At 60.9% G+C, this 26,946-nt stretch carries 26 protein-coding genes, 1 tRNA gene and 1 rRNA gene; 11 read left to right on the forward strand and 17 right to left on the reverse strand.

Annotated elements, in window-relative coordinates; translation table 11 throughout:
• Positions 1-2: 2 nt before the first annotated feature.
• From LJF34_RS16010 to LJF34_RS16060, 11 genes are all read right to left on the reverse strand, one after another.
• Positions 3-989 carry an ornithine cyclodeaminase family protein gene (locus LJF34_RS16010; RefSeq protein ID WP_231186289.1) on the reverse strand — a complete coding sequence of 329 codons (987 nt, stop codon included), beginning with the start codon at positions 987-989 and terminating at the stop codon, positions 3-5.
• Between the two features lie 331 nt (positions 990-1,320).
• Positions 1,321-1,953 carry a hypothetical protein gene (locus tag LJF34_RS16015; RefSeq protein ID WP_231186290.1) on the reverse strand — a complete coding sequence of 211 codons (633 nt, stop codon included), beginning with the start codon at positions 1,951-1,953 and terminating at the stop codon, positions 1,321-1,323.
• Positions 1,954-2,112: 159 nt separating this feature from the next.
• Complete coding sequence (locus LJF34_RS16020) at positions 2,113-2,271, reverse strand: hypothetical protein (protein ID WP_231186291.1); 159 nt, start codon at positions 2,269-2,271, stop codon at positions 2,113-2,115.
• A 69-nt stretch (positions 2,272-2,340) separates the two neighbouring features.
• Complete coding sequence (gene thsB, locus LJF34_RS16025; protein ID WP_231186334.1) at positions 2,341-3,978, reverse strand: thermosome subunit beta; 1,638 nt, start codon at positions 3,976-3,978, stop codon at positions 2,341-2,343.
• A gap of 303 nt (positions 3,979-4,281) precedes the next feature.
• Positions 4,282-4,842 (reverse strand): hypothetical protein, encoded by a 561-nt coding sequence (locus tag LJF34_RS16030; RefSeq protein WP_231186292.1) that lies wholly within the window; start codon positions 4,840-4,842, stop codon positions 4,282-4,284.
• A gap of 72 nt (positions 4,843-4,914) precedes the next feature.
• Complete coding sequence (locus tag LJF34_RS16035; RefSeq protein ID WP_231186293.1) at positions 4,915-5,532, reverse strand: CAP domain-containing protein; 618 nt, start codon at positions 5,530-5,532, stop codon at positions 4,915-4,917.
• A 344-nt stretch (positions 5,533-5,876) separates the two neighbouring features.
• Positions 5,877-5,958: transfer RNA gene (locus LJF34_RS16040), tRNA-Ser, on the reverse strand.
• Positions 5,959-6,000: 42 nt separating this feature from the next.
• On the reverse strand, positions 6,001-6,189 hold the full coding sequence (locus tag LJF34_RS16045; protein WP_231186294.1) for a hypothetical protein: 189 nt from the start codon (positions 6,187-6,189) through the stop codon (positions 6,001-6,003).
• A 2-nt stretch (positions 6,190-6,191) separates the two neighbouring features.
• Positions 6,192-6,572, reverse strand: a complete 381-nt coding sequence (locus tag LJF34_RS16050; protein WP_231186295.1) for a Rid family detoxifying hydrolase — start codon at positions 6,570-6,572, stop codon at positions 6,192-6,194.
• A 69-nt stretch (positions 6,573-6,641) separates the two neighbouring features.
• Positions 6,642-7,853, reverse strand: a complete 1,212-nt coding sequence (gene ilvA, locus LJF34_RS16055; RefSeq protein WP_231186296.1) for a threonine ammonia-lyase — start codon at positions 7,851-7,853, stop codon at positions 6,642-6,644.
• 172 nt (positions 7,854-8,025) lie between these two features.
• Positions 8,026-8,409 carry a hypothetical protein gene (locus LJF34_RS16060; protein WP_231186297.1) on the reverse strand — a complete coding sequence of 128 codons (384 nt, stop codon included), beginning with the start codon at positions 8,407-8,409 and terminating at the stop codon, positions 8,026-8,028.
• Positions 8,410-8,720: 311 nt separating this feature from the next.
• Between LJF34_RS16060 and LJF34_RS16065 the strand changes: the two genes are divergently transcribed.
• Positions 8,721-11,063: a DEAD/DEAH box helicase gene (locus tag LJF34_RS16065; RefSeq protein WP_231186298.1), complete on the forward strand. Its 2,343-nt coding sequence runs from the start codon at positions 8,721-8,723 to the stop codon at positions 11,061-11,063.
• A gap of 262 nt (positions 11,064-11,325) precedes the next feature.
• Complete coding sequence (locus LJF34_RS16070) at positions 11,326-12,339, forward strand: hypothetical protein (protein ID WP_231186299.1); 1,014 nt, start codon at positions 11,326-11,328, stop codon at positions 12,337-12,339.
• Positions 12,340-12,398: 59 nt separating this feature from the next.
• Here LJF34_RS16070 and LJF34_RS16075 read toward each other — a convergent pair whose 3' ends face one another.
• Positions 12,399-13,055 (reverse strand): HAD family phosphatase, encoded by a 657-nt coding sequence (locus LJF34_RS16075; RefSeq protein ID WP_231186300.1) that lies wholly within the window; start codon positions 13,053-13,055, stop codon positions 12,399-12,401.
• 81 nt (positions 13,056-13,136) lie between these two features.
• Here LJF34_RS16075 and LJF34_RS16080 point away from each other — a divergent pair, with 81 nt between their 5' ends.
• Genes LJF34_RS16080 through LJF34_RS16095 form a run of 4 tightly spaced genes read left to right on the forward strand, consistent with a single transcriptional unit; the run spans position 13,137 to position 16,833 of the window.
• Positions 13,137-13,886: an endonuclease NucS domain-containing protein gene (locus tag LJF34_RS16080; RefSeq protein WP_231186301.1), complete on the forward strand. Its 750-nt coding sequence runs from the start codon at positions 13,137-13,139 to the stop codon at positions 13,884-13,886.
• A 57-nt stretch (positions 13,887-13,943) separates the two neighbouring features.
• Positions 13,944-14,975: a tRNA-intron lyase gene (endA, locus tag LJF34_RS16085; protein ID WP_231186302.1), complete on the forward strand. Its 1,032-nt coding sequence runs from the start codon at positions 13,944-13,946 to the stop codon at positions 14,973-14,975.
• Entirely contained in the window at positions 14,972-16,534 is a 1,563-nt protein-coding gene (locus tag LJF34_RS16090) for a tryptophan--tRNA ligase (RefSeq protein ID WP_231186303.1), read from the forward strand. The genes endA and LJF34_RS16090 overlap by 4 nt, the downstream gene beginning before the upstream one ends.
• 59 nt (positions 16,535-16,593) lie before the next feature.
• Entirely contained in the window at positions 16,594-16,833 is a 240-nt protein-coding gene (locus LJF34_RS16095; RefSeq protein ID WP_231186304.1) for a hypothetical protein, read from the forward strand.
• A gap of 61 nt (positions 16,834-16,894) precedes the next feature.
• Here the strand turns inward: LJF34_RS16095 and LJF34_RS16100 are convergent, their stop codons facing one another.
• Positions 16,895-17,437: a hypothetical protein gene (locus tag LJF34_RS16100; RefSeq protein ID WP_231186305.1), complete on the reverse strand. Its 543-nt coding sequence runs from the start codon at positions 17,435-17,437 to the stop codon at positions 16,895-16,897.
• Positions 17,438-17,512: 75 nt separating this feature from the next.
• Positions 17,513-18,148, reverse strand: coding sequence for a class I SAM-dependent methyltransferase (locus LJF34_RS16105; protein WP_231186306.1), 636 nt, complete (start codon positions 18,146-18,148; stop codon positions 17,513-17,515).
• A 352-nt stretch (positions 18,149-18,500) separates the two neighbouring features.
• On the opposite strand from LJF34_RS16105, the gene LJF34_RS16110 reads away from it, so the two are divergent.
• The 3 genes from LJF34_RS16110 to LJF34_RS16120 all read left to right on the forward strand — a co-directional run bounded on the left by LJF34_RS16110 (position 18,501) and on the right by LJF34_RS16120 (position 22,624).
• Positions 18,501-20,009: a phenylalanine--tRNA ligase subunit alpha gene (locus tag LJF34_RS16110; RefSeq protein WP_231186307.1), complete on the forward strand. Its 1,509-nt coding sequence runs from the start codon at positions 18,501-18,503 to the stop codon at positions 20,007-20,009.
• The gene (gene pheT / locus LJF34_RS16115) at positions 20,009-21,817 is read left to right on the forward strand and encodes a phenylalanine--tRNA ligase subunit beta (protein WP_231186308.1); all 1,809 of its coding nucleotides are present in this window, start codon (positions 20,009-20,011) and stop codon (positions 21,815-21,817) included. Before LJF34_RS16110 ends, pheT begins: the two co-directional genes overlap by 1 nt.
• A 339-nt stretch (positions 21,818-22,156) precedes the next feature.
• Complete coding sequence (locus LJF34_RS16120; RefSeq protein ID WP_231186309.1) at positions 22,157-22,624, forward strand: GNAT family N-acetyltransferase; 468 nt, start codon at positions 22,157-22,159, stop codon at positions 22,622-22,624.
• A gap of 12 nt (positions 22,625-22,636) precedes the next feature.
• On the opposite strand, the gene LJF34_RS16125 is transcribed toward LJF34_RS16120, so the two are convergent.
• The 3 genes from LJF34_RS16125 to LJF34_RS16135 form a co-directional block, all read right to left on the reverse strand.
• On the reverse strand, positions 22,637-22,948 hold the full coding sequence (locus LJF34_RS16125; protein ID WP_231186310.1) for a hypothetical protein: 312 nt from the start codon (positions 22,946-22,948) through the stop codon (positions 22,637-22,639).
• Positions 22,949-23,113: 165 nt separating this feature from the next.
• On the reverse strand, positions 23,114-24,172 hold the full coding sequence (locus LJF34_RS16130) for a quinone-dependent dihydroorotate dehydrogenase (RefSeq protein WP_231186311.1): 1,059 nt from the start codon (positions 24,170-24,172) through the stop codon (positions 23,114-23,116).
• A 41-nt stretch (positions 24,173-24,213) separates the two neighbouring features.
• Entirely contained in the window at positions 24,214-24,411 is a 198-nt protein-coding gene (locus tag LJF34_RS16135) for a hypothetical protein (protein WP_007982308.1), read from the reverse strand.
• Between the two features lie 242 nt (positions 24,412-24,653).
• On the opposite strand from LJF34_RS16135, the gene LJF34_RS16140 reads away from it, so the two are divergent.
• Positions 24,654-24,962, forward strand: a complete 309-nt coding sequence (locus LJF34_RS16140; protein WP_231186312.1) for a non-histone chromosomal MC1 family protein — start codon at positions 24,654-24,656, stop codon at positions 24,960-24,962.
• A 1,042-nt stretch (positions 24,963-26,004) separates the two neighbouring features.
• A 16S ribosomal RNA gene (locus tag LJF34_RS16145) occupies positions 26,005-26,946 on the forward strand; the annotation flags it as partial.

The raw sequence follows: 26,946 nt of genomic DNA on the forward strand, positions 1-26,946 counted from the left end.
TATTAGATCCCGAGAAGGTCGAACGGGTAGCCGTTGTCGTTCTCGTTCGCGTGCTCGTAGACGACGTGGGCGGCCGCGACGTCTTGAATTGCCAGTCCGGTGCTGTCGAAGACGGTCACGCCGTCGTCCTCGGTGCGACCCTCCAGTTCGCCGATGACGATGTCGCCGATGTCGCCGTGGATGTCGTCGTCCGTGAGCGTCCCCTCGTTGTACGGGACGTTGATTTCGCCCGAGTGGGTGGTCTGGGCGTGGTCGTCGATGACGAGTTTCGCGTTCAACAGGAGCTCGTCCGCGAGTTCGTGTTTTCCCTCCGCGTCGGCACCCATCGCGTTGATGTGGGTGTGGTCGCCGACGGCGTCGGCGGAGACGATGGGCGTCTCGACGGGCGTCACGGTCGAGAGGATGTCACAGGAGGCCGCCTCGGAAATCGACCCGCTGTGAACGTCGAACTCGTCGCTGAAGTAGTCGATGAACTCCGCGACCGCTTCGTCGTCCAAGTCGCTGATGACGACCTCTTCGATGGGGCGAATCTTCGAGATGGCTTCGAGTTGCGTGTAGGATTGGACGCCGGCGCCGACCAGACCCATGCTCGTCGCGTCCTCGATGGCGAGGTGGTCGGTCGCCACGGCGGCGGCCGCGCCCGTGCGCTTCATCGTGAGTTCCGTCCCGTCCATAATGGCGAGCGGGAACGCCGTCTCGGGGTCGCTGTAGATCATCGTGCCCATGACGGTCGGCAGGTCGAACGACTCCGGGTTGTCGGGATGGACGTTGACCCACTTGATTCCGGCCGCATCCCACGTATCCGCGTCCAAGTAGGCGGGCATCGACCGAAAGTCGCCGTTGTACTGCGGCAGGTCGATGTACGATTTCGCGGGCATCTGTGCGCTCCCGGTCGCGTACGCCGCGAAGGCGTCCTCGATGGCCCGAATGAGTTCGGGCATCTGCGTGTTCTCGTCGACCGCATCCTGATTGAGCAGGAGTGTCTCCATGGTCGGAGGGAAACGCGGTTCCCACTTAGTTCCATCTTTTACCGATTTTTGACCGCTATCCCGCTCTCCTGTGGTGATTTCGAGAATATTTCGAAGGGTGTTATGTGATTATTAATGCCGCGGATGTTCAAACAGAATTCATTTTCGACGGTTTGATTGCATTCTAATCTGGCAATCGAGTCTCGATTCGACGCTGATTCAAAAATAAATCCGAATCCAATAGACAATTCCTTGACTGCGGTTGGGGCGAAAATCTGACAGGGGTCGGTTTTCGTTTCGCGGGTGACGACCGCTTGACGGGAGCGGTTTCGTGGAAACCTCGATTACCTCATTAGCACCCGTTTCCGTCGTCCGTCGCTCCTCCGTGCTGGTGTTGTCGGTCGTCCTCGTGCTGGTGTCCGCTCCCTTTGCCCCCTTCGCTCCCGTCCATCGGGTCGTCTTCTCCCCCGTCTTCGTCGCCGCGACCCACGATTTGCACGGAATCCCGGCCGGAAAACCCGTGTTCGCCGGACTCGTCCCGCTCCCAGCGGAGTTCGGCCTCCGCCTCGCCAGCGTCGAATTCGGCATCCGCAACGGAAAAGTGGAGCACTACGTCGTCGTTTCCGTCCCCATCCACGTCTTCGACGTGCCCGTCGTGAATCGGGCACGCTCCGCCGCCGTCGGCGACGGCGTCCGGAGCACCGAACCGATATCGAACCGCCTCGCTGGTCGGGTCGAACGCGTCGGTCTGGAGGACGGCGACGGGGACGACGCCCCGACTGCCGAGATCGATTTCGTTCGATTCGCTATCCGGTTTCACGTCGATGTCGAGTTTCTGCGGGAAGTGGGCGACCGCGGTACTGCTGAGGGCTGGAACCGTGACTGCGGTCAGGGCCACTCCGGCACCGGCCGTGAGGAGGCGGCGGCGACCGAATTTTCGTGATTGTGCCTCGGACTCGTCCGCGTTGTCTTTCGGTGTAGACACGGTACTTTCGACTCTTCACGGCACGAGAATAGGGATTCTGGCACGATTCTCGAAACGACCTGTTAGAACCAGTGACTGTACCGAAAACGTACCGCTATCCGGTACGGGTCTTCGAAAATCGGTTCGAGTTTAATCGACGATGATTCCTCGGATGGAGATTCAGTCGGCGGTTGTGACCCGTCCCCCTTCCGCGAGCGAAGTTCTCGTGAACGGAGTGAACGAGAGCACGGAAGAGCGAAGCGATTCCGGAGCGAGCGGGCCGACGACCGGACGGCGCAACGCGCCGTCCGGGAGGAGTGCTTTTGGTCGAGCTTTCACAGGGAAGCGACGGCGACTTCGGCGGTCGTCGCCGAAGTCGCCGTCATCTGACCGTCGTAAAAGGTCGTGTTACATCGCGCCGCCCATACCGCCCATGCCGCCCATGCCGCCTGCCGGTGGGCCGCCAGCGCCCTCGTCGCCACCCTTGTCGGTGGAGAGTTCGCCGGCCGAGATGATGTCGTCTATTTTGAGGACGAGGTTCGCGGCCTCGGTGGCACTGGAGAGCGCCTGCTCCTTGGCGTGAGCCGGTTCGACGATTCCGGCTTCGAAGGTGTCCTCGACGTCGCTGCTGAAGACGTTCAGTCCGGCGCGCTTGTCGCCGTCCTCGTGGGCCGCACGGAGGTCCACGAGCGTGTCAATGGAGTCCAGTCCGGCGTTCTCGGCGAGTACGCGCGGAACGAGTTCGAGGGAGTCGGCGAACGCTTCGACTGCGAGCTGTTCACGGCCTTCGACGCTGTCGGAGTAGTCGCGGAGTCGGGACGCGAGTTCGACTTCGATGGCACCGCCGCCGGAGACGACTCGGCCGTCGCTGACGGTCTGGGCCACGACGTCGAGCGCGTCCGTGATACCGCGTTCGAGTTCGTCGACCACGTGGTCGGTGGAGCCGCGGAGGAGGAGCGTGACGCCGTGTGCGTCGTCGCCGCCCGTGACGTAGAACAGTTCGTCGCTCTCGTCGCGGGTGACGCTGCCCTCGGCGACGTCGTCCGCCGAGGCGCTGTCGAGGTCCGAGACGATGGTCGTGTTGAGGACCTCGCGGAGGAACTTGATGTCGCTCTTCTTCGCGCGGCGGACGGCGAGGATGCCTTCCTTGGCGAGGTAGTGCTGTGCGAGGTCGTCGATGCCCTTCTGGCAGAAGACGACGTTCGCGCCGGTGTCCTTGATCTGCTCGACCTTCTCCTTCAACTGGGATTCCTCGCGGTCGAGGAAGTTCTGGAGCTGGTCGGGGTCGTTGATGGAGACTTCGGTGTCGACGTCAGTCTCCTCGACTTCGACGGCCTCGTTGAGGAGGAGGACCTTCGCGTCCTCGACGGCGGTCGGCATGTTGTCGTGGACTGGGTCCTTGTCGATGACCGCACCTTCGAGCAGTTCGGATTCGCCGGCCGAGCGGCCGGTCTGCGTCTCGATGTTGACGTATTCGAGGTCGACCGTCCCATCGACGGTGACGGCTCCGATCGCGTCGACGATGATCTCGCTGAGGGCTTCCTTGTTGAGTTCGGCACCTTTGCCGGTCATGCTGGTTTCGGCGACTTTGCGAAGGAGGTCCTCGTCGTCGGTGTCGACCTCGTCCGCGATGTCGTCGACCTCCTCGCGCGCTTTCTCGCTCGCGAGGTGGAACCCTTTGATGACCGCCGTCGGGTGGATGTCCTGTTCGAGAAGGTCCTGTGCGTTCTTGAGAAGTTCGCCCGTGACCGCCACGGCCGTCGTCGTACCGTCACCCGCTTCGTCCTCTTGGGTTTCGGCGACTTCGATGATCATCTCGGCCGTCGGGTTGTCGATGTCCATCTCCTTGAGGATGGTCACGCCGTCGTTCGTGATGGTGACGTCGCCCATCGAATCGACGAGCATCTTGTCCATCCCTTTCGGGCCGAGTGTGGAGCGTACAGCGTCCGCAACCGCTCGCGCCGCGGTGATGTTGTGTTCCTGCGCGTCCTTGTCCTTGACTCGCTGGGAATCTTCGGACATTACGATCATCGGCTGACCTTGCATGCGCTGACTCATAGTACAAGAGCGACTATGTTTGTGCTTCTATATAAATCTTTATCCACTCTCCGATCACGGCAAACGGTTCGGCCGAATCAGAAATCGGAAAATCACCATACGGCGGTTGAAGAGAGAAATATCCGTGTCATTAGTTAACACGGATCTTTTGGCTCGAACCGCTTTTCGAACCTTTATTTATATACACCGATCCCCCGTGGGTTTCGACCGTTCCCGCCCGTTCTCCATCTCGCTCGGCGCGTCCGCTCGGGTCTCGTTCGATTCCCTCTCCAATTCTCATGGATTACTCCTTCACTTCTCTTCGGGCACTTCCGAATGTCCGAGTCGGAGGTTCCGATAATAGTACATATGAGCGCCACCGGAAATAGTTACCAGCGCGGCGAGTCCGACCGCCCACCCGATGCCCGGAATGTGGCCGAGCGGTCCCGCGTTGAACCACGCCCCCGTCAGTAGCGTGAGGCTGATACAGCCCAGCACGAAATAGTACTCCGACCAGGGGAGGTTGTTGTCCGGAATGATTTCGAGATACGTGTTCAGCGGTTTCGCCCTGTCCGTCAGTGTGACCTCTCCGCGTGCGGGTTCGTAGTCGATGAATCCGGTCTCATCGAGTTTCGGGAGGTGGGCTTGTTGAAGCGTATTATACACCCGCTTGCGTTGTTGTGAGGTCACGTCCTCGACGGTAACGTCGTTTTCCCACGCCGCGATTTGGGTCGCGAGGTCCCCTATCTCGGCCGGCCCCTCGTTTCGCCGCAAGTAGTGGAGCGCGTACCGTCGTCGCTGATTGCTTAGAATCTGGAATATGACGTCTCTCGACAGTTCGGCTTTCTTCACTCCATCGGCTCGTTCAGTCATTGTGTCGTTTCGCACACGGCGAACGTTCGTCTTTGAGACGACTCTCGAACTATTTAATTTTTTGGACCTGGCTCAGCAGAAGTCCTCCGTCGCGTATATTCGCCCGTTCTCGGTGTGATAGACGCCGAGTCCCTCGCGCTGCCATCGCTTCGAGAGGATGTTCCTCCGATGGTCGGGCGAGTGCATCCACTGCGAGACGACGCCGCGAGCGAGTTCCTTCGCGGTTCGATACCGAACGACGTCCCCGCTATCGGTTCGTACCCGCCGGTCGAAGTAGGTGTACGCGATGTTCTCCCCGGCACCTCGGAGGCAGTGATAGTTCGCCCGCCGATAGCGGTCGCCGGGGTCGATACCGGACGGTGAAACGTGTGCGAAGTAGTCATTGCGACCCATATCGACGCTGTGGCCCCGCGCGATGTCGCGCAGTGCCGCGTCGAATTCGAGCGGGGCCAATCCTCGCTGTGTCCGTTGCCTATTTACCGCGACGTGGATGTAGAATTCGACCCACCGACGGAACCGCGTCTCGTGCGGGTCGGTGAGCCGTCCCGGTCGGTCCTGTGGGACGTCGACCACTCGTGCGCCCTGTGCCGAATCGAGCGTTCGCTCGCCGGGGACGTGATAGCCGGCGAAGTACGACCCGAAGAACAGCACCGTCAGGAGGACGAGGGCGACGGGGAGGAGCGAGCGCATTCGTTCCCCCCTTCGACCCCCGTAAAGATGAATGTCCGGGCAGGTCGGCCTGCCATCTACACGATTCAGCGACGGAGCCGACCGAAGAATGGGATGGGTGTCGGTGGATCGAACGCCTGACGGCGTTCCGAAACCGCCGTAAGCACACGCTCGGCGGTGCTCGGCGGTTAACTCATTCGAATACGCCGGGACTGGGATTTGAACTCGCCGAGACGGTCCGGGCGTGCGGCCTTCGGCCGTTCCGGGCATGCGACTCGTCTGCTCAAATCCAGTATGACGTTTTCTCGTTCGCGGCTTCGATGAACACCGCGGAGCGGGTGCTCATCGGGTAGCTCACTCGAAAACGCCGGGACTGGGATTTGAACCCAGAATCCCATACGGGAACACGCTTTCCAGGCGTGCGCTTTGCCATTCGGCCATCCCGGCCTATCACTTCGTTACCCCGTGTCGGTTTTAAACCCTTCTTTTCTAATCGAGTACCCCGTCGGCGACGTAGCTGAGAATCGGCGCGCCGATCGCCACGATGAGCGTCGCCCCTGCCTTCACCGCTACCGAATAGCGGTAGTCGGTCAGCAGTTCGTAGCCTTGCAGGAGGACGAGAAACGAGAGGACGCCGACGACGCCCCACAGGAGACTGGCCTTGACGCGGGGGTCCACGGTTATTCGGTGCTGGCGATGGCCTCGATTTCGACGCCGACGCCCTTCGGCAGGTTGGCGACTTCGACGGCGCTTCGGGCCGGTGGGTTGTCCTGGAAGTACTCCTGATACGACTCGTTCATCTCGTCGAAATCCTCGATGTCGTCCATGAACACCGTCACCTTCAATACGTCCTGCATGGTCAGGCCCTCCTCTTCGAGGATGCCCTTGACGTTCTCCAGACTCTGGCGGGTTTGGACCGCGATTTCCTCGTCGTCGAGGAGATCGCCGTCGGGCGTCATCGGTATCTGTCCGGCGGTGAACAGGATGTCGCCGTTGGTGGTCGCCTGACTGTACGCACCGACCGCCTCCGGTGCATCCTGCGTGCTGATGGTTCGCTTCATGCAGGTGACTTCGGTTCCCAGAACTTAAACCTACGTCAACAGGCGACGAAAAATCAAACGAACAGCAGGTTAGACGAGGACTTCCACGTCGAATCCGTTGTCGCGGAGCGAGTCGAGAAGCGCCTCCACGTGTGCCGGTCCGCGGGTTTCGAGGTCGAGTTCGACCTCCGTCGCGTTCATCCCGATGTCGCGAGAGGTGCGGTCGTGCTGGATCGCATAGATGTTCGCCTGCGCGTCGGCGATGACGTCGAGGAGCGTTCGGAGCGACCCCGGACGGTCCTTGAGGACGGTCTTGAGTTTCACGTACCGACCGGTTTCGACCAGTCCGCGCACGATGACCGTCGTGAGGAGGTTCATGTCGATGTTGCCGCCGCTCAGGACCGGGACGACTACCTCGTCATCCGCGTACTCGAACTTCCCTTCGAGAAGGGCGGCGAGCGGGACCGCGCCAGCGCCCTCCACGAGCGTCTTCCCCCGTTCGAGCAGGTAGGCGAGCGCCACCGCGATTTCCGAATCCGAGACGGTGACGACCTCGTCCACGCGCGTGTCTATCACGTCGAAGGTCCGCTGACCCACACAGCGCGTGGCGATGCCGTCCGCGATGGTGTCCACGCTGTCGAGGGTCTGTACCGACCCTTTCTGGAGCGAGTCGGCGACGCTGGACGCGCCTTTCGCTTGCACGCCGATGACTCGTGCGTCCGGATTTCGTCCCTTGATCGCGGTCGCGATGCCGCTGATGAGGCCGCCCCCGCCGATGGGGACGACGACGGTGTCCACCTCGGGCAGGTCGTCCATGATCTCCAGTCCGATGGTTCCCTGCCCGGCCATAACCCGCTCGTCGTCGAAGGCGTGGACGTAGGTTCGTCCCTCAGTCTCCTCGATTTCGTGGGCGTGCCCCGCGGCCTCGTCGTAATCCTCGCCGTACAGCACCGCCTCCGCGCCGTAGTTCTCCGTCGCACGGACCTTCGAAATCGGAGCGTGTTTCGGCATGACGATCTTCGAATCGACCCCGCTTCGCGTCGCCGCGAGCGCGACGCCCTGTGCGTGGTTTCCCGCGCTGGCCGTGACGACGCCGGCATCCTTTTCGGCCTCCGAAAGCGTCATGATGCGGTTGGTCGCGCCGCGAATCTTGAACGACCCCGTTCGCTGGAACGTCTCCAGTTTCAAGTGTACCTCCGCCCCCGTCATCCGAGTAAACGTGTGAGAATAATCGAGCGGCGTGTGCCGGGCCGTCTCGGCCACCCGGTCCCGGGCCGCCAGCACGTCTTCGAGCTCTAGCATGGTTGTCGGTAGTTTTTGCGACGCTTTATCGTTTGGGAACCAGCGCGGCGGATTCAGTGTCGGTTAGTGGATGAAAGTCTGTTTTGAGTGAACGTCTGGCAAATAACCCGTCGGTTCATATTTCTCCCTCAAGGAGGGTCGTCCGTCGAAATCGATGCTGGTTGGACGCCGTTCAACAGGGCACCGATTTCGTCCTTCGGTCGCTCGTTCCCTCTTCGAACACGACCGTCTCATCGAGCGAGTACCGGTCGTCCCCCGCTTCTTCGCTTCGATGTCGAACCCGAATTCGGTTCGGAACGTCGCCCTTCAGCGTTACCGTCGCGTCGTATCTGACCAGTGCTTCTTCCATCGTGCATCCGCTCATCCCTTGCTCCTTCCTGTCGGCAACCACGACCACGAGCGTCTCGGACCCTTCGTCGATTCCGACCGTCTCCAACGCCGTCTCCATACAACTCCGTCCCCCGCTTTCGATCTGCCCGGCAACCGCAACCCGTTTTTTCGTCGGAATCCGAGCGACCGTGATTCCGTCCTGCCAGCAATCGAACAGCGGTTCCATGTGAGTATCGGCCTCGAATTCGGTGTTTTCAATTCTATCGGTGCTGAGTGACGTACCGCTTCCGAATTCGGTGAGAACACCACTGCAACCGGAGAGAAAAGCTACTGCTCCGCCAACCGACGCACAAACGGTCCGTCGTTTCATATGGAACGGCAGTACCCCTCGTGACAACTATCTTGTCATGACTCAAAGAATCGTTTGAAATACCGGGATACGGGTATTTCGGTGGTCGTAGCGAGTCGGGTACGACCACCGTTCTCATCGACCCGCTACAGAAACGCCTTTCTGTTCCCCACTCCCCCTACGAAACGATGCAGGTCTCCGAGGCGGTTCCAGGGTTCGCGGAGGCGTTCGCCTTCGAGGAGTTCAACCGGATGCAGCGCGAGATGCTTCCCGCGCTGCTCGACAGCGAGGAAAACGTCGTCGCCAGCGCGCCGACGGCGAGCGGAAAGACGGCCCTCGCGGAACTCGCCATCTGCAAGGCGCTGCGCGACGATGGAACCGCGCTGTTCATCGCCCCACTTCGGGCGCTGACGAACGAGAAGGAAAGCGACTGGGAGCGGTTCGAGGACCTCGGCTACTCCGTCTACGTCGTCACGGGCGAACGCGATTTGAATCCACGACGCGCCGAGCGCGCCGACATCCTCGTGATGACGCCCGAAAAGACCGACTCGGCGACCCGAAAACACGATTCGGCCCGCTATTCGTTCATCACGGACATCGACTGCTGTGTCATCGACGAGGTGCACCTCCTCGATTCCGAAAAGCGCGGAGCAGTTCTCGAAGTGACCATCTCGCGCCTTCGCCGCCTCTGTGACCCCCGCGTCGTCGCGCTCTCAGCGACGATGCCGAACGTGAGCGACGTGGCTGATTGGCTCGACGCGCCGCCGGAGACCACCTTCGAGTTCGGGGACGACTACCGCCCCGTCGATTTGCACGCGGACGTGAAGACGTACTCCCACGGTGACAACTCCTTCGCGGACAAGTACCGCAGGCTGTACCGCGCGCTGGACCTCGCGGAACCGCACATCCGCGACGACGGGCAGGCCCTTGTCTTCGTCGCTTCGCGGCAGGACACCGTGCAGGCGGCGAAGAAGGCCCGCGACGAAATCGGGGAACGCGACATCCCCATCGGCGCTCGCGGCGACTACGATTTCCACACCGAAACGCAGGAACTGCGCAACGAAACCCTCCGAAACTCCGTCCTCGACGGGGTGGCGTTCCACCACGCCGGATTGTCGAAAAACGACCGCGATAGGGTCGAGGAGTGGTTCAAGCAGGGAAAGATTCAGCTCCTCTTTTCCACCTCGACGCTCGCGTGGGGTGTCAACCTCCCCGCCCGCTGCGTCGTTTTGCGCGACACCAAACTCCACGACCCGCTCGAAGGCGAGGTGGACATGAGTCCGCTCGACGTGCTTCAGATGCTCGGACGGGCGGGCCGTCCCGGCTACGACGACGTGGGCTACGGGTGGGTCGTCTGTGACTTCAACGACGCGGACAAGTACCGGAAACTGCTGCGCGACGGCAAGGAGATAGAATCCAGATTGGCGGAGGACTTGGACTCACATCTCAACGCCGAAATCGCCATGGGGACCATCTCGGATTTGGACGACGTGATGTCGTGGCTCAGGACGACGTTCTACTACGTCCGCGCCCAGAGCAAGCCCGACGAATACGATTTCGAAAACCACCGCGAGCGCGTCCGAAACACCCTTCAACGTCTCGTCTCGCGCGGATTCGTCGAGCAGGGTGACGACCTCAAAATCGAGGGCACGGCGCTCGCCGTTCTCGCCTCGAAGTTCTACCTCAACCTCGACACCGCGGAACGGTTCCGCCGTCTCGCGGAAACCGAGGAGATAGACGCGTCGAAAATCCTCGAAACGGTCGCCGGCGCGGCCGAGTTCGACAGCGTGAGTTCCCGCCAGTCGGAACGCGACGCCATCAACTCCGTCCTCGTGGGACAGGACTCGGGGGACCTCGAAGCGGGCGGGCGAAAGGTACTCGCCATCCTCCGGTCTAGCATGACGGGGTCGACGCCGGGCGACCTCAGGAGCGACGCGTGGGTCATCCAGCAGAACGCGGTCCGACTGTTCGCGGCGCTTCGGGCGTTCCTGAAGCGACTCGACAGGCCGTTCGCCGCGAACCTCGTCACCAGAATCGAGGCCCGCGTGGAGAACGGCGTGGGGAAGAGCGCCGTCGGCCTCACCGCAATCGACGGTGTCGGTGCTGGCCGGGCGAGCAAACTGGCGACGGAGGGCCTCGAAACGCCCGCAGACGTCTGTGACGCGGGCGTCGATGGTCTCGTCGGTGCGGGACTCACCGACGGCGTCGCGGAACAGGTCGAAGCGAGCGCTCAGAAACTCCCCGACGTCCAAATCGAGTGGGGGTCGTTCCCGACCCGAATCGGTCGCGGCGAAAACGACATGCGCGAAGTCACCGTGCGAAATCACGGGCAGGGCGAGCAGGCCACCATCGACGTGACCGTCAACGGCGTCGAGATGACGACGAAATCGACCTACCTCGACGGTGAAACCACCGTCCCCGTCGGCGTCTTCGGCGGCACCGACGACGAGATGGAGTTCACCGTCAGCGTCGCGTTCCCCGACCTTCCCCTTCTTCCGGTTACCGACGCTCGGTCCGTGCGGGTCGAATAACCCCAACCGGGTTTTATCGTGTTCAACTTGTGTGTTGAGCGCCGATCTTTGCTGTCGTACTTCTCGTTGACGCTTGTTTCGATAGACACCTGTTGTTATCCTCTCATTTCATGAATGTAGTGGATACTAGAAATAAAATCCGAGGCGAGGACTCCATGACAACAATATAGTCAATATGTTTCAGGTGAATTCACAATTCTAACACAAGACATTTATCGCGACCTACGATACAAGTTTACTAAACTTACTGCTAGGTGATATTGTGTCCCCAGATAAAATTTCCCGTCGATCTGTACTCGCCGCCGGTGGTCTCGTCGCCAGCATCGGTATCGTTGCTGGCACCTCCTCCTTCGAGTTCCTGTCGGACGACGGGACACCCGGTGCACTCGGATTTACGGCTGGTACGGCACCCATCGGGAGTGACCCGCTCGTGCTAGTCAACGCTGACGAAATTAGAGAGAACAACACGGCGAAGCGTGTCACCAGCACGCTGTTCGCCGCCAGTCAGTTCAATGACGTTCCTACCGCACTCACCGGAATATTTTCGACCAACTCGTCATCGCAAGTCGATATGAAACGTGTCGGGAAGTTGGTGTTGGTTGGTTCGAACCTATCCGACAATAGCGGTGGGGCCATCGTTTGGGCCGACTGGAACGACGACGATGTCGTTTCTGTCCTCAAACAAACGGACGAAGCGCAGGTTCGAACTGAATCCTACGGAGGCCAAACGCTGTACACGTCCGGTGCGACGAGCGCGGCGGTACTCAGCGACATCGCGTTTGCATTCGGCACGAGCAAGGTCGTTCGTACCATCGTCGATGTCTGGCACAATGATAGCGCCCCTGTCGGTGGAGAGACGCTGGACTCTTTCGAACGCACACCGCTTCGGGCGACCGTCCGATTCTCGTTCGACACTCTGGGAGTACCGTGCAACGACGTATCTTCGTCGAACGTGTACGACAACGTCACTCAAATTTACGGCTCAGTTCCATCTGACGAAAACGCGGTGCGGCTGCACTTGCGCGTCAAATCGAACGACGTTCGCCGCAAGGTCGCAACAGCAGTGATGGACGACCTCGAAACAGCTAGCGTCGAGAGTGAACAGAATCAGTCTAACACCGGCGGTGCGAAGCTACCGTACGATGCTGTCGAGAATATCTCGGTCGATGACAAACATGACACTGTCACGCTCACATACCGTCCAGACAACAAAGACGACGAGTACGTGCGTGCAGTCGTTGAGACGCTCGTGTGTCTAGTCGGTCGTTCACGGTAGGTCTATCTCTGCACTCCCGTTTTCGAACCACGTGGCAGTTTGGACCCTTCCAGCGGAATCTATCCCGTTTCTACAACCTTCGATAGCAGTTCCTCCCGCAACTCGGCGGGCGAGGAGACCACCATGTCCGCCATCGAGAGGTCGAGTTCCTTCGCGCCGTTCGGGTAGCCGACGCAGTACGTTCCGGCCCGAACCGCCGACTCGACGCCGTTTTCGGAATCCTCAACCGCCGCACACTCGTCCGCTCGATAGTCGAATAGTCCGGCCGCGTACTCGTAGATGGCCGGTTCCGGCTTGCCCGGCGCGTCGATGTCGTCCGCGCTGACGACCTCCTCGAACTCCAAATCGAAGCGCTCGGTGACGATTTCTATCCAGTCATGCGGGGACGACGAGACGAGAGCGACCTCCACGCCGTCCTCGCGCAGGCCGTCGAGCAGGTCGTGGAACCCGTCCATCAGCGAGACGTGTTCGCCGTACAGGTCCTCGGCGATTTCGTTGTAGAGGGCGACGAACTCCTCCTTCGTCACGTCCGTTCCGTACTCCGCGTCCAGATAGTCGTAGATTTCGCGGTAGTTCATCCCCGTTATCTCGTCGTCCTCGATGTCGTCGACGCCAACCTCCGGGAAGATGGTCTCCTCTTCGAGTTCCACCCAGAAGTCCTCGGAGTTCACGATGACGCCGTCCATGTCGAACAACACAGCGTTGGGTTCCTGCATTTCTGTCTTCCTCTGTTCTCCCGTTTCCCCCAAAACCCTTCGCCCAAAGATTTAAATCCGAACCCGCGACCAAACCGGCCCATGACCGACACGATTCGCGTGTTCGCCGGCGACTGTACGATTACGACGGACGGCGACACGGAAGAACGGCGGCGCGGCGAGATGGTCGCCCTGCTCAAACCCGACGACACCCTGCTCGTCCACGATGTGGACGGCTACCAGCCCGTGGAGTGGCTCACCCGCGCCGACACCGCCCACGCGTCGCTCGACGGGGATACCTTTACTCTCGTGGCGGCGACCGCCGACCGCCGCGTCCGCGTCGACTGTCACACCTGCCACGGGATTTCCCGCTATCCGGGGTCCGTCGCCGGGATTCCGGTCGGTCCCTGCCCGCACTGCGACGGCACGCTGACGCGAGCGAAGGGGACGGTTTCCTGTCTCCGCTGTCGTCGAGCGTACCCCATTCCGCGCCACGCCAGCGTCGGCGACGATACGTGTGACTGCGGCCTGCCGACCATGCACGTCGAACAGGGAGCGACGTTCGAACTCTGCATCGACCGTGACTGTGGTACCGTTCTGGACGCTGTTCGGGAGCACTTCGACCGCGAATGGGACTGTCCCGAATGCGGGGCCGATATGCGAATTTTACGCCGTGGCGGTATCATCGCCGGATGCGACCGCTATCCCGACTGCGACACCGGATTCGGCGTTCCGAACGGGACGATAATGGACTCGTGTGATTGTGGCCTTCCGGTGTTTCGAACGCGGTCCGGTCGGCGATGCCTGGACACGAACTGTGAGGAATTTCGGGAGGCGTCGCCGGTCAGGTGATGACTTCTCCCGTGCAAAAGTCGCAGTGCCTTTGATGCCCCACGCTACAGAAGAGGTATGGATGGAACCCTACGCGACGACGAAGTCCATGTCGGCGGCGACGCCCGCCAACGGTACTACGATTCGCGTGGATACGGTCGCCCACTCGGGGGCAACGAGGTAGCGTTTTCACGTGTCGAGGCCGCTCACCTGTTGCTCCGGGGCGACCTCGATTCGGTGGATGGCGACGGATTCCAGGAATTTCTACAGGATTCGACGGGGAACGGTTTCGCGGCGCGCTTTCTCGTCTACGCCGACCTGCGAGAACGTGGTTTCTACCTCTCTCCCGACCGGGAGGGATGGGTATCGAACGCGCAGGTGGGTTCGGATTTCGTCGTCTATCCTCGGGGAGGCGGGCCGTGGGACGACGAGGTGCTGTATCGGATTCGTGTCGCCAGTGAACGCGAGACTGTTCCCGTTTCGGAACTGGGCGATGTCGTCCTCGCAATCGTGGACGAGGAGAGCGAGATAACCTACTTCGAAACCGACCACGTCGCGGTCACGGGGACGACGAGCCACGACGTTCCGACCGACCTGTCCGGGTCGCTCATCGCCGACCGCGTGTTGCTGTGGAACCCACCGGACGAACTCCACGGCACGGCGTTTTACGGCCAGCAGATGGGTGGCCGCGATGTGACCGGCATCCTGCAGTTGTCGCTCGTGGAGGCGGCGTATCTCGTCGCGGACGGGAACCTGTCGGTCGACGGTGGCTACGAGAAAATCGTCGAGCGCGGTGAGGAGGTCGAGGGCGAGCGGTTCGACCGGCGGTTGCTGGTGTATCGAACCCTCCGGGAGCAGGGAGTCGTTCCGAAGACCGGGTTCAAATTTGGAGCGGACTTTCGAACCTACGCCGACGTGGAGTCCGTCGACGACCTCGGCCACTCGGAGTTCCTCGTTCGGGTGCTTCGCGACGACCACGAGTTCGTTCCGCGCGACCTCGCGCTGGACGTTCGACTGGCTCACGGGGTGCGAAAACAAATGATATTTGCGCTCATCGCGGAAAACGAACGAATAGACACTTGGCTGTCGGTGACACGACTTACACCATGACACGAGACGATTCATTCGAGACGGGTGTGGAACCCGTTCCCGACGGTGGCACCGCGACGGGGGAGGACGACGTCGTCCTCGACCCATGGGGTTCGGCGACGGTGTCTGACTACCGAAAGCTGTTCGAGGAGTTCGGCATCGAGGAGTTCGACGACGTGCTCCCCGGCGTTCCGAACCCGCACTACCTGATGCGCCGTAGCGTCATCTTCGGCGACCGCGGCTATCGCCGCGTCGCGGAGGCCATGCGAAACGACGAACCCTTCGCCGCGTTGTCGGGGTTCATGCCGACCGGCGACCCGCACATCGGGCACAAACTGGTGTTCGACGAACTTATCTGGCACCAACAGCAGGGCGGGGACACCTACGGCCTCATCGCCGACCTCGAAGCCCACAGCGCCCGCGGTCTGTCGTGGGAGGAAATCGACGAACACGCGCGCGATTACCTCCTCTCGCTCATCGCCCTCGGATTCGACCCCGAGGAGGGCACCCTCTACCGTCAGTCCGAGAACCGCGAACTGCAGGATTTGGCGTTCGAACTCGGGTCGAAGGCGAACTTCTCGGAGTTCCAGTCCATCTACGGCTTCGACGGCGAAACCAACGTCTCGCACGTCCAGAGCGTCGTCACGCAGATGGCCGATATCCTTTACCCGCAACTCTCCGAACCGAAACCCACCGTCATTCCCGTCGGTCCCGACCAGGACCCGCACGTCAGGTTGGCCCGCGACTTGGCGGTTCGGATGCGCTACTTCGGCGTGACCGAAGCCTACGCGAGTTTCGAGGCCGACGAGGAGGAACTGCCCCACATCACGGCGGCGTACGAAGCACGCGAGGAGTACGCAGAGGACCCCGACATACCCCGATGTGAGGACGCGGCGGCGTGGCTATCGGAGAACGGCGACACCGATGTTCCGGCCGTCGAGACGACGATTTCGAAGCTCGAAAACGCCGGTATGGAACCGCTTCGACCGCGCATTCGATTCCTCGACCGCAACGCGACGGAGGACGCATTTCAGGCGCTAATTGAGGCCATCGACGGCGAAAAGCGGGTCTTCGACGAGCATATCGACGTGTTCGACTACTTGCGGGAGGACGCCAAGGCGCTCGCCCGCGACGTGGAGATGGAAAACGGCGGCTACGGGTTCATCATGCCTTCGTCCATCTACCATCGGTTCATGACCGGCCTGACGGGCGGCAAGATGTCCTCGTCGGTTCCGGCGAGTCACATCAGCCTGATGGACGACCCCGAGGACGGCTACGACAAGGTGAAGTCGGCGACGACCGGCGGGCGCGAAACCGCCGAAAAACAGCGTGAGTTGGGCGGCAAGGCCGACGAATGTCCGGTGTACGAACTGTACGCCTACCTGCTCGCGGGGGACGACGACGAGTTCACGAAGCGGGTGTACGACGAATGTGTCGGCGGCGAACGCCTCTGTGGCGACTGCAAGGAACAGGCCGCGCAGTTGATGTACGAGTTCTTGGAAGACCACCAGGAGAAACGCGAGGAGGCAGAGGAACTGCTGGACGGTCTCGACATCGAGTTGGAGTCCTCGCGGCGATAGTGCGACTCGATTCGCACTTCGAAAAGCGCTTTGGGGACGCCCATCTACATCGAAGGGATATGAACCGCCTCCGCTCGCTGCTCGGATTCGGCGCGTTCGGTATCATCGGTGGTGGCCTTTCGATCTGGTACGGGTTTCGACATCAGATGTGTACCGCTGCTGGCGACGTCCAGAACCAATGTGGCCCGAACTTTCTCTTTCTGATTCCCGGCATCATCCTCGTCCTCATCGGAATCGGTCTCCTGTTGATGGCCTACCGGCACGACTCGTCCTCCCGCTCCTCGAACGCGGACGGGTGAGGGGACGACCGCTCCCCGATTCGCCGGTCGCCCTCGTTCCTCCCGCTAGTCGAGCGGGACCTCACCCGTCCGAATCCGTGTCGCCATCGTCGCCGTCCGAGTCCGAATCTCCGTCGTCGCTATCCGAATCGGTGTCTCCACCATCGCTGTCGGAATCCGTATCGCCGTCATCGCTATCCGAATCCGTATCACCGTCGTCGCTGTCGGAGTCGGCGTCTCCACGATTCTTCTCGGAGTCCGAATGTCGTCTCGGCTCGGTATCTCGCCTCGCCCCGGCATTTCTCTCCGATTCAGTCCTCGTCCCCGTTTCGGTATTCGCTCTCGTTTGGGAACTCGGCCGGTCGGGTTCCGTCTCGGATTGTGTCCGCGTCGTCTTTCCGATTTCCGAGTCGAGGCTGTAGAGGAGGACGGGCGGGAAGACGTAGCAGGCGATCGCCAACAGCACGAAGAATCGGTTGACGAAGATGAGCAATCCGAACGCGGTGAGCGCCGCGGCCGAAGCGGCGTGAACCGCCGTCTGGGTGTACTCACGGTAGTACTCCCATAGCCCACGCAGCCATTGTACCGCCGATGATCCCCCCTCGCCGGTCGCGGTTGTTGGCATAGTGAACGACTAGCGACCGACGGCTAAGAAACCTCTTCCCCCTTGCGGTGATACGTTCGTGGTCGGTTCCCGTGCCTACTTTCGGACGACGACGCACGGGGTGGCGGCGTCCACAAACGCCTCGTCCTTGGCGTCGACCAGTTCCCAGTAGTTTCGAGTATCCGCGCCCGTGGCCTCTCGAACGACCTCCTCGCTAATGATGTTCGCGCCGCTCAACACGAGTTCGAACGACTCGCGTTTTCTGCCCTCGAACTCCCTGTCGAACGTCGCTTTGCTCGTTTGGTTCGGGTAGTTCAAGACGAGGCATCCTCCCGCCCGAACGTGTGCGTACAGGTTCTCGATCGCCCGTCGTGGCTGCTCGACGAAGTACAGCGTGGCGACGCAGTACACCACGTCGAATTTCCGATTCCTGTCGAGTTCGGGGAGCGAATCGACGGCGAAGTGGAGGTTGTCGAGTCCTTCTTTCGCGGCTTTCTCCGCGTTGTCCCGGACAACCGTCTCGGAGATGTCGAAGCCGAACACCTCGATTTCGGGATGGCGCTCGGCGAGGAGAAACGGGACGACTGCGGGTCCGCACCCGACCGACGCGAACTCCCTTGGCGTGCCCTCGCGGTCGAAAAACCGCTCCACGAGGTCGGCCATCCGCTCGCCGCCGATGTAGGCACAGCGGTCGTAGTTCGCCCTATCGTAGAACCGCTCCCAGTCCATCATGCCGCTTTCATGGACGGGCGCGGAATAAACTCCTCCGAATCGCACACTCGTCGTCCGGGTCACGTATCGACCTATCCAAGCCGTGTATCGTCTTCCCCGAGTCGCTCATCGGTTCGTTCGCAACGCTTTTGTCGATTCTGTGCGACCATCTACCCATGCCATCCGAATCCCACCATGGCCGTGTCGCTGTCGAACCACGACCACCGACGGGATTCGGCTTTTTCGTCGCGGCCTGAGCGGCCGGTGGACTCCTCTCGCGGCGAGGGGACGAAACCGGGCGCAGTGGCCCGACCGTCTTCAGAAGGGATAAACGGGCGCAACGGGAGATACGACCAACGACTACCCAGTGTACATGAAACTACCAGAATCACAGGTCGCGGTGCTGGACGCCGCGAGCGCAACGGAGGAACGAACGATAGCGGACCTCGCCGGGAAGACCGGCCTGAAACCCGAGACGGCGACGGGGGCGGTCTTCGAACTCGAAGACGCGGGGTTGCTGTCCGTGGACGAACGAACCGAGGAATCCGTCTCGCTGACCGAGGAAGGCGAGGAGTACGCCGAGGACGGCCTTCCCGAAGTCGCGCTGTACGAAGCGGCCATCGAGGCCGGGGCGGTCGACGACCCCGTTCAGATGGGACAGGCCATCGGCGCGTCCGGTCTCGGAGGGCCGAAGGTGAACATCGCCCTCTCGAACTACGCCCGGAAGGGGTACGGAACCATCGACAGCGGAGAGATTACGGCGAACCAGGACGCCGACCCCGACGAGGACGCGGAATCGAACGCGCTCTCCGCGCTCACTGCCGGGGAACCCGTGGACGACCCCGATGTCCTCGACCAATTGGAGAGCCGTGGTCTCGTCGCGCGAGCGGAATCGACGGTCCGGTCGGTGACGCTCACCGACGACGGCGTGACGGCGATGATGGAGGGAATCGAGGCGGCCGAGACGGTCGGCCAGTTGACGCCGGAGATGCTCACGACCGGCGAGTGGCGCGACGTGGAGTTCGCCGAGTACAACGTGGACGCTGACGCCGAACGAATCGACGGCGGAAAGGTTCACATCCTTCGCCAGACCGCGAATCGGGTGAAGGACGTGCTCGTCGGAATGGGCTTCGAAGAGATGGACGGGCCGCACGCGGACGCGGACTTCTGGATAAACGACTGTCTGTTCATGCCCCAAGACCACCCGGCGCGGACCCACTGGGACCGGTTCGCGCTGTCGAACCCGACCGAAATCGGCGACCTACCGGAGGACTTGGTGGAGCGCGTCCACAGCGCCCACCGCGACGGCGTCGGCGAACACGGCGAGGGCTACCATTCGCCGTGGGACGAGGACTTCGCGCGGGCGATAGCGCTCCGCGGACACACCACGTCGCTGTCGATGCGGTATCTCTCGGGCTACGCGCAGGGCGAACTGGAACCGCCACAGCGCTTCTTCAGCGTCGAGAAGGTGTACCGCAACGACACCCTCGACCCGACGCACCTGCTGGAGTTCTTCCAAATCGAGGGCTGGGTGATGGCCGAGGACCTCTCGGTCCGCGACCTGATGGGTACGTTCGAGGAGTTCTATGCCCAGTTCGGGATCACGGATATCCAGTTCAAACCCCACTACAACCCGTACACGGAGCCGAGTTTCGAGCTGTTCGGCAACCACCCGGAGACGGGCGAACTCATCGAAATCGGCAACAGCGGGATGTTCCGCCCCGAGGTACTCGAACCGCTCGGCGTCGAGTGCGACGTGATGGCGTGGGGCCTCGCCCTCGAACGCCTGTTGATGCTGATGTACGGCTTCGAGGACATCCGCGACGTCCACGGGACGCTGTGTGACCTCGAACTGCTCCGCGACGTGGAGGTGATTCACTGATGCCAACCGTCGATATCGATCCAGACGAACTACGCCAACTGACCGGCCACGACGAGAAGAGCGACGACGAACTCAAAGAGGACATGTTCGCCCTCGGACTGGAGTTCGAAGGCGAGACGGAGGACGGCGACATGCAATTGGAGTTCGCTCCGGACCGTCTGGACCGCCTCTCCATCGAAGGCGTCGCCCGGTCGCTTCGCTACCAGTACGGCGACGACAGCGGCGTCTACGTGCCGAAGACGAACGACGCCGACTGGACCATCGAAGTGGACGAGAGCGTCCCCGAGGAGCGCCCCTACGTCACGGGTGCAATCGTCCGCGGCGTGAACCTGAACGAGGAGGCCCTCGATTCGCTCATCCAACTACAGGAGAAGCTCCACGCGACGATGGGACGGAAGCGCGCGAAGGGTGCCATCGGGATTCACGACTTGACGATGCTGAAGGGACGCGATGCGCGGAGCGCATCGGAACAGGCGAGCGGTGAAATTGCCGAGCAACGCTCGGCAGTCAGCCAGACGGAGTCTGGCGAAACCGCGAGCAAGCCCGCCACCGATGAAGGCGGCAACTCGATTCAGTACGTCGGCGTCGACCCCGACGGCGACCGATTCGTCCCGCTCGACGCGGACGCCGAGATGACTCCCGACGAGGTCCTCCGCGCCCATCCAACGGGCGAGAAGTACGCCGACATCGTTTCGGCGTACGACCGCTACCCGGCCATCTACGACGACATCGGCCTGTTCTCGTTCCCGCCGGTCATCAACGGCCGTCGAACCGAGGTCGAAACGGATTCGCGCGACCTGTTCATCGAACTCACCGGCACCGACCAGTGGACCATCGACAAGATGTGTACCATCATCTGCTACGCGCTCGACGCCCGCGGGGGGACAATCGAAGAAGTCGACGTCGAATACGACGACCGGACGCTGGTCCGACCGGACCTCGACGTGACGACGAAGGCCGTCACGCACGAACGAATCGAGACGCTGCTCGGCATCGAGTTCACTCCCGACGAGATCCTCGAACTCCTCGCACGCTCCGGGCTGTCCGGCGAAGCGGAGGAAAACGAGGACGGCACCGTCACATACGAAGTCCAGATACCGCCCTACCGCGTGGACGTGCTTCATCCCGTGGACATCGTGGACGACATCGGTCGGGCCTACGGCTTCAACGACCTCTCGCCGCGCTATCCCGACGTTGGAACGGTCGGCGGACGACACGAGCGTTCGCAACTCGAAGACGCGGCCCGCGAAGTCCTCGTCGGACTCGGCTTCGAGGACCTCCTCAACTTCCACATGATAAGCGACGAGGAGAACTTCGAGCGCATGCGCGTCGAACCCGGTACCGACGCGGTCGGTGGCGGCACGCCGGCGAGCATCAAGAACCCCTACAGCGAGGATTACACCATGCTCCGAACGTGGGCGCTCCCCTCGCTCATGATGGTGCTGGAAAACAACACCCACCGCGCCTATCCGCAGGACCTCGCGGAAATCGGGCTGGCCGCACGAGTGGACGAGAGCCAGAACACGGGCATCGCGGAACACCGAACCGTGGCCGGCGTCCTTGCCCGTCACGACGCCTCCTACGAGGACGCGAAGGCTCGTCTCCAAGCCGTCGCGCGGAACTTCGATGTCTCCCTCGAAACGCCGCCGACGGAACACCCGACGTTCATCTCCGGCCGCACGGCGTCGGTGGTCATCGACGGCGAGACAGTGGGCGTCATCGGAGAAGTTCACCCCGAAGTTCTCGTGGAACACGACTTGGAGGTTCCCGTCACTGGATTCGAGTTTCGGTTGGACGCACTGGAGTAACCGCGAGCTAGAGTAACCGCGAACGAGCGACGCGAGTGAGCGGGCGCGAGTGCGACCATGGAAGACCGAAGGTCTTCCAGTGGGAGCACGAAGCGCTTTTGGTCCAGATTTTACCAGCGACCGAGCGGAGTTCTCGTGAGTGAAGCGAATGAGGACAGCGAGGGAGTGCAGTAAAAGGTGGTGACGCACGACTTGGAGGTTCCCGTCACTGGATTCGAGTTTCGGTTGGACGCACTGGAGTAACCGCGAGCTAGAGTAACCGCGAACGAGCGACGCGAGTGAGCGGGCGCGTTTCGCGGTTGAACAACGCCTAAACCCTTTCTTCACGACCGTTTTCGCATGCACTACGAGTTCTCCCCGATTTCCGTCGCCGACGTGGACGCTATCGTCTCGTGGCGGTACGACCCGCCGTACGACTTCTACGACATGGACGACGACCCCGAAGACCTCGCGTTGTTCACGAACCCCATCAACTGGGACGGCTACTACGCTGTTTTCGACGGGGACGGTGAGCGAGTGGGTTTCTTCTCGTTCGAACTGGACGACGGCACGCTCGAAATCGGACTCGGCATGCGTCCCGACCTGACCGGCGACGGACACGGGCAATCGTTCGTCGAGGCGGGTTTGGCGTTCGCCCGGAAGGAGTACGACCCGGACGCGTTCTCGCTGTCGGTTGCGACGTTCAACGACCGGGCGATTTCGGTCTACGAGGGGGCCGGTTTCGAGCGCGTCGAGACGTTCGTTCAAGAGACCAACGGCGGCGAGTATCCGTTCGTGAGAATGCGGCGTGATACCGAAATGGACTGATGCTCCCCCGATTCAGTCCGCGTCGTGGGCGTATCCCGATTGTTCGTCGCTCGTCGTTGGGTCGGTGTGCCCGTACTGACTGTGCGCCGCTATCTCCGTCATCGTTACCGCCAAGAGGTAGTACCACGGTTTCCGTCCAACGGTCGCACGCAGCGCATGGGTCGGCGGGACGACCCAGATGGCCAACGTCACGCAGAGCAGTACGTTCGAAATGGGACGATGCTTGCGCCGAAGAAGAACGACCAACGTACTCAACAGGAGTCCGAGTTCGAACGAGTGAATCTCAGCCCAATTCGAAAACCACGTGCTTGGAACCGCAGCCATGCCACTGGCCACAGTCCCTTTCGCCTTCAGTACGTGCCCCCTTCCGAAACGGATGCTGAACGCTATCTCTTTGCTACTTTTTGACAATGGGTGTATTCCGATCACCAGCGGCCGATTACTTCCCGTAACCGGTCCGTGTCTTCCGGTTTTTGATGGGGAACGGGATTATTGGATGTCCGCCCCGACGGCTTCCTCTACGTCGTCGTAGCCGTCCCTGTCGAGGAGGGAAAGCAGTCCCTCGTTGATATCGCGGGCGATAGACGGTCCTCGGTAGACGAGGCCGGTGTACAACTGAACGACGTGTGCACCCGCCCGAATCTTTCGGTAGGCGTCCTCCGCGGTGAAGACTCCCCCGACACCGACTATCGGTACGTCCACCCGTTCGGCCGCGAAGCGAATCATCTCGGTCGCACGCCCTCGAATGGGCATCCCTGACAGTCCGCCCTTCTCGTCTCGGTATCGACTGCGAAGCGAGTTCGGGCGCTCGGTCGACGTGTTCGTCGCGATGACGCCATCCAATCCGAGTTCCGTCACGAGGTCCAACGCGTCCGTGATAGCTCCCTCGGGCAGATCCGGCGAGAGCTTCACGAGCAGGGGACTCGCACCCGCGTCCTGAAGCGTCGTCAGAATACGTTCGAGGTTCTCGCGGTTTTGAAGTTCGCGAAGCCCCGGCGTGTTCGGACTGGAGACGTTTACGACGAAGTAATCCGCGTGCGCCGAGACGCGCTCGTAACTGTACAAGTAGTCCTCCTCCGCCGTCTCCAGTGGCGTCGTCTTCGACTTCCCGATGTTCGCTCCTACGGGGACGTCGGGAAGCGATTGCGTCGCCATGCGCGCCCCGATCCTGTCCGCACCGTGGTTGTTGAACCCCATCCGGTTGATTATCGCCTCGTCCTCGCGGAGTCGGAACATCCGGGGCTTCGGGTTGCCCGGTTGGGCTTCGGCGGTCACGCCTCCGATTTCGACGTGTCCGAATCCGAGACTCGCGAGCGCGTGTGGAATCTCCGCGTTCTTGTCGAACCCGGCGGCGACACCGACCGGGTTCGGGAACGACTGCCCGAACGCATCGACCGTCAAGCGTGGGTCAGCGACTCGATAGTACCCCCCGAGCAATCGTTCGATCGGTGTCCCCTGGATCGTCTTCAAAAGCGTATGGACCGTCCCGTGGGCACGTTCGGTGGGTAACTGAAATAAAAGCGGTCTAACGACGTCGTATCCGTTCATCGTTCTTCTAATGAGAATTGACTGCGGTTTGGCCACAGCGACTAGAACTCGTGTTCGACCTCGTCTTTGTCGGCCTTCTGGATGATGATTTTGTCTTCCCGAACTCGCACGAAGACTTCGTCGCCGATCTCCATGCCGGCGACGGCGAGTTCGTCTTCGTGTAGGTTGACGTGGACGTTATGATATTCTCCGTCTTCGTCTTTCGCGCCACTCGGGCTAAGCTTCTTTTTCCGTACCATCGCGGTATCTTATGCAGTCCTTCACCGTAGGATGTACTTAAGTGTTTTCTACCGTACTGTTCCGCTTCGTCTTCCTTAGAAATGCCCTATGAGCCGAGGCCACTTACCTTGCTCGGCCTGTCCTTCGTCGAAAAAACACGATACGGCGCAACTCTGGTATATATGTCTGTCGCCGGAAACCGCTCATATCGGCGATATATTTATAGTGGCCCCTGTGCTGAATTGGCATGGAGGAGAAAACCATGGTACGAGACGATGGTAAGCGAAACTTTGCACTGCGCCAATCGGACGGAGATGAATCGAGCGTCTTCTCGGGCAACACCCCACGACAGGCCGCACTGAAAGCGGCACGTCGACTTGATCCGGGTAGCTCCGAAGATGCCGCGGATAGAATCGAACTTCGTCTCCGTGAGAAGGGGACGGACAAAGTACACATCTACGAAGGATGGGCGTGGCACGAGGAAGCGCCGGACGACAAACCTGACTGGATGCCAGGCGAGATCACGGAGGCAAACGTCTCCAAGCAGGGCATCGAGCACCTGGACGAGTGAACTGCACGTATCCAACAACTGACTGTTTTATCCAATTAGGGCACATTGTTATTGTTCTTCGCGTGCGCGCGATAGAGAAAAGCTTTTCCACGCCTCTACGAAACAGTACGATTGCGCGAAGCACATCCAACCGGACTGAACGCACGATGCGTGGGATGACGGTTTGGCCTCCGCTCGCGCAATAGTTTAGTTTCGGCTGCTATTTCGAACCTCCCCTCGTGAGTTACAGTTTGCGAGCCATTGTCAGTTCGATGGGAGCCGTCTCTCATTGATTCCACGAGTTATTCCCTCTCGATACTCTCGTGTTTCTCTTTTCGCTGATGGTGTAAGACCTAAATGAATCCGTTCGATACGATTCCAGAATTTTTGACTAATGCTAGGTAATCTATGCCGATGGGCCTTCGATTCGACGGCCTTAAGTGTATCTCCCGGTTTTGTGTGAATGCGAACGACGTCTCGTGGTTTGCCCCGCGAGATGGCCGCCCGAATCCGGCGCATTCATCTATGCGTCCCGGTGGATTCGGGCGAACGAAAACCCAATCCAATGCCCTTAAGTGTATGGGAGCATTCGGATAGGATGTCGACGGCGTCCCTCGGTTTGGGACGAACGAAACACGTCTAATCCGGTGCCCTTAAGTACAACGGGGCACTCGGATTGAATACGACGTCGCGCCCGGCCACACATCGCCGGACGCAAACCTGATCCGACGCCCTTAAATGATAGCGGGCGTTCGGATATAAACGCGACAACAGACACAGACGCGATCTGTGGGGCGTTCAACTCGTCTCACAATCTCGGACGAACGAGGTTCGAAGGGTTTAATACCCTTCCTCGCCTCCACTCAAGTCCGAAGGAAATGAGGATTCCACCCCTGCGGTCAGCCGTATACGATGGAATCTGATGTTAGCCCTGGCAGTTCGGTGACACCCGTCCAGTTACTTGGTTCGGGGTCGTCGAACTGACGGACCAACGTATATGCGACACTATACATGCATTAGCATGCTTCCGCCAGACCCACCGAGCAGTTACTGCTCGGCAACCATTCCGGTTGATCCTGCCGGAGGCCATTGCTATTGGAGTTCGATTTAGCCATGCTAGTTGCACGAGTTTAGACTCGTGGCGGAAAGCTCAGTAACACGTGGTCAAACTACCCTATAGACCAGGATAACCTCGGGAAACTGAGGCTAATCCTAGATAACGCTCCTCTGCTGGAACTGCAGGGAGCCGGAAATGCTCCGGCGCTATAGGATGTGACTGCGGCCGATTAGGTAGACGGTGGGGTAACGGCCCACCGTGCCGATAATCGGTACGGGTTGTGAGAGCAAGAGCCCGGAGATGGATTCTGAGACAAGAATCCAGGCCCTACGGGGCGCAGCAGGCGCGAAAACTTTACACTGCACGACAGTGCGATAAGGGAACTCCAAGTGCGAGGGCATAACGTCCTCGCTTTTGTGTATCGTAAGATGGTACACGAATAAGAGCTGGGCAAGACCGGTGCCAGCCGCCGCGGTAATACCGGCAGCTCAAGTGATGGCCAATTTTATTGGGCCTAAAGCGTCCGTAGCCGGCCAGACAGGTCCGTCGGGAAATCTGCTCGCTCAACGAGCAGGCGTCCGACGGAAACCCGCTGGCTTGGGACCAGAAGACTCGAGGGGTACGTCTGGGGTAGGAGTGAAATCCTGTAATCCTAGACGGACCGCCGATCGCGAAAGCACCTCGAGAGGATGGATCCGACGGTGAGGGACGAAAGCTAGGGTCACGAACCGGATTAGATACCCGGGTAGTCCTAGCTGTAAACGATGCTCGCTAGGTGTGGCACAGGCTACGAGCCTGTGCTGTGCCGTAGGGAAGCCGAGAAGCGAGCCGCCTGGGAAGTACGTCCGCAAGGATGAAACTTAAAGGAATTGGCGGGGGAGCACTACAACCGGAGGAGCCTGCGGTTTAATTGGACTCAACGCCGGACATCTCACCAGCATCGACAAT

The organism is Haladaptatus sp. DYF46 (assembly GCF_021083305.1).
In the GTDB taxonomy this organism is placed as follows: Archaea; Halobacteriota; Halobacteria; order Halobacteriales; family Haladaptataceae; genus Haladaptatus.

Bases quoted from the DNA above. Each gene is read 5' to 3' on its own strand.
- LJF34_RS16010 (WP_231186289.1), bottom strand. From the start codon at position 989: ATGGAGACACTCCTGCTCAATCAGGATGCGGTCGACGAGAACACGCAG.
- thsB (WP_231186334.1), bottom strand. From the start codon at position 3,978: ATGCAAGGTCAGCCGATGATCGTAATGTCCGAAGATTCCCAGCGAGTC.
- LJF34_RS16030 (WP_231186292.1), bottom strand. From the start codon at position 4,842: ATGACTGAACGAGCCGATGGAGTGAAGAAAGCCGAACTGTCGAGAGAC.
- LJF34_RS16035 (WP_231186293.1), bottom strand. From the start codon at position 5,532: ATGCGCTCGCTCCTCCCCGTCGCCCTCGTCCTCCTGACGGTGCTGTTC.
- LJF34_RS16050 (WP_231186295.1), bottom strand. From the start codon at position 6,572: ATGAAGCGAACCATCAGCACGCAGGATGCACCGGAGGCGGTCGGTGCG.
- ilvA (WP_231186296.1), bottom strand. From the start codon at position 7,853: ATGCTAGAGCTCGAAGACGTGCTGGCGGCCCGGGACCGGGTGGCCGAG.
- LJF34_RS16060 (WP_231186297.1), bottom strand. From the start codon at position 8,409: ATGGAACCGCTGTTCGATTGCTGGCAGGACGGAATCACGGTCGCTCGG.
- LJF34_RS16065 (WP_231186298.1), top strand. From the start codon at position 8,721: ATGCAGGTCTCCGAGGCGGTTCCAGGGTTCGCGGAGGCGTTCGCCTTC.
- LJF34_RS16075 (WP_231186300.1), bottom strand. From the start codon at position 13,055: ATGCAGGAACCCAACGCTGTGTTGTTCGACATGGACGGCGTCATCGTG.
- LJF34_RS16080 (WP_231186301.1), top strand. From the start codon at position 13,137: ATGACCGACACGATTCGCGTGTTCGCCGGCGACTGTACGATTACGACG.
- endA (WP_231186302.1), top strand. From the start codon at position 13,944: ATGGATGGAACCCTACGCGACGACGAAGTCCATGTCGGCGGCGACGCC.
- LJF34_RS16090 (WP_231186303.1), top strand. From the start codon at position 14,972: ATGACACGAGACGATTCATTCGAGACGGGTGTGGAACCCGTTCCCGAC.
- LJF34_RS16095 (WP_231186304.1), top strand. From the start codon at position 16,594: ATGAACCGCCTCCGCTCGCTGCTCGGATTCGGCGCGTTCGGTATCATC.
- LJF34_RS16100 (WP_231186305.1), bottom strand. From the start codon at position 17,437: ATGCCAACAACCGCGACCGGCGAGGGGGGATCATCGGCGGTACAATGG.
- LJF34_RS16105 (WP_231186306.1), bottom strand. From the start codon at position 18,148: ATGATGGACTGGGAGCGGTTCTACGATAGGGCGAACTACGACCGCTGT.
- LJF34_RS16110 (WP_231186307.1), top strand. From the start codon at position 18,501: ATGAAACTACCAGAATCACAGGTCGCGGTGCTGGACGCCGCGAGCGCA.
- pheT (WP_231186308.1), top strand. From the start codon at position 20,009: ATGCCAACCGTCGATATCGATCCAGACGAACTACGCCAACTGACCGGC.
- LJF34_RS16120 (WP_231186309.1), top strand. From the start codon at position 22,157: ATGCACTACGAGTTCTCCCCGATTTCCGTCGCCGACGTGGACGCTATC.
- LJF34_RS16125 (WP_231186310.1), bottom strand. From the start codon at position 22,948: ATGGCTGCGGTTCCAAGCACGTGGTTTTCGAATTGGGCTGAGATTCAC.
- LJF34_RS16130 (WP_231186311.1), bottom strand. From the start codon at position 24,172: ATGAACGGATACGACGTCGTTAGACCGCTTTTATTTCAGTTACCCACC.
- LJF34_RS16135 (WP_007982308.1), bottom strand. From the start codon at position 24,411: ATGGTACGGAAAAAGAAGCTTAGCCCGAGTGGCGCGAAAGACGAAGAC.
- LJF34_RS16140 (WP_231186312.1), top strand. From the start codon at position 24,654: ATGGTACGAGACGATGGTAAGCGAAACTTTGCACTGCGCCAATCGGAC.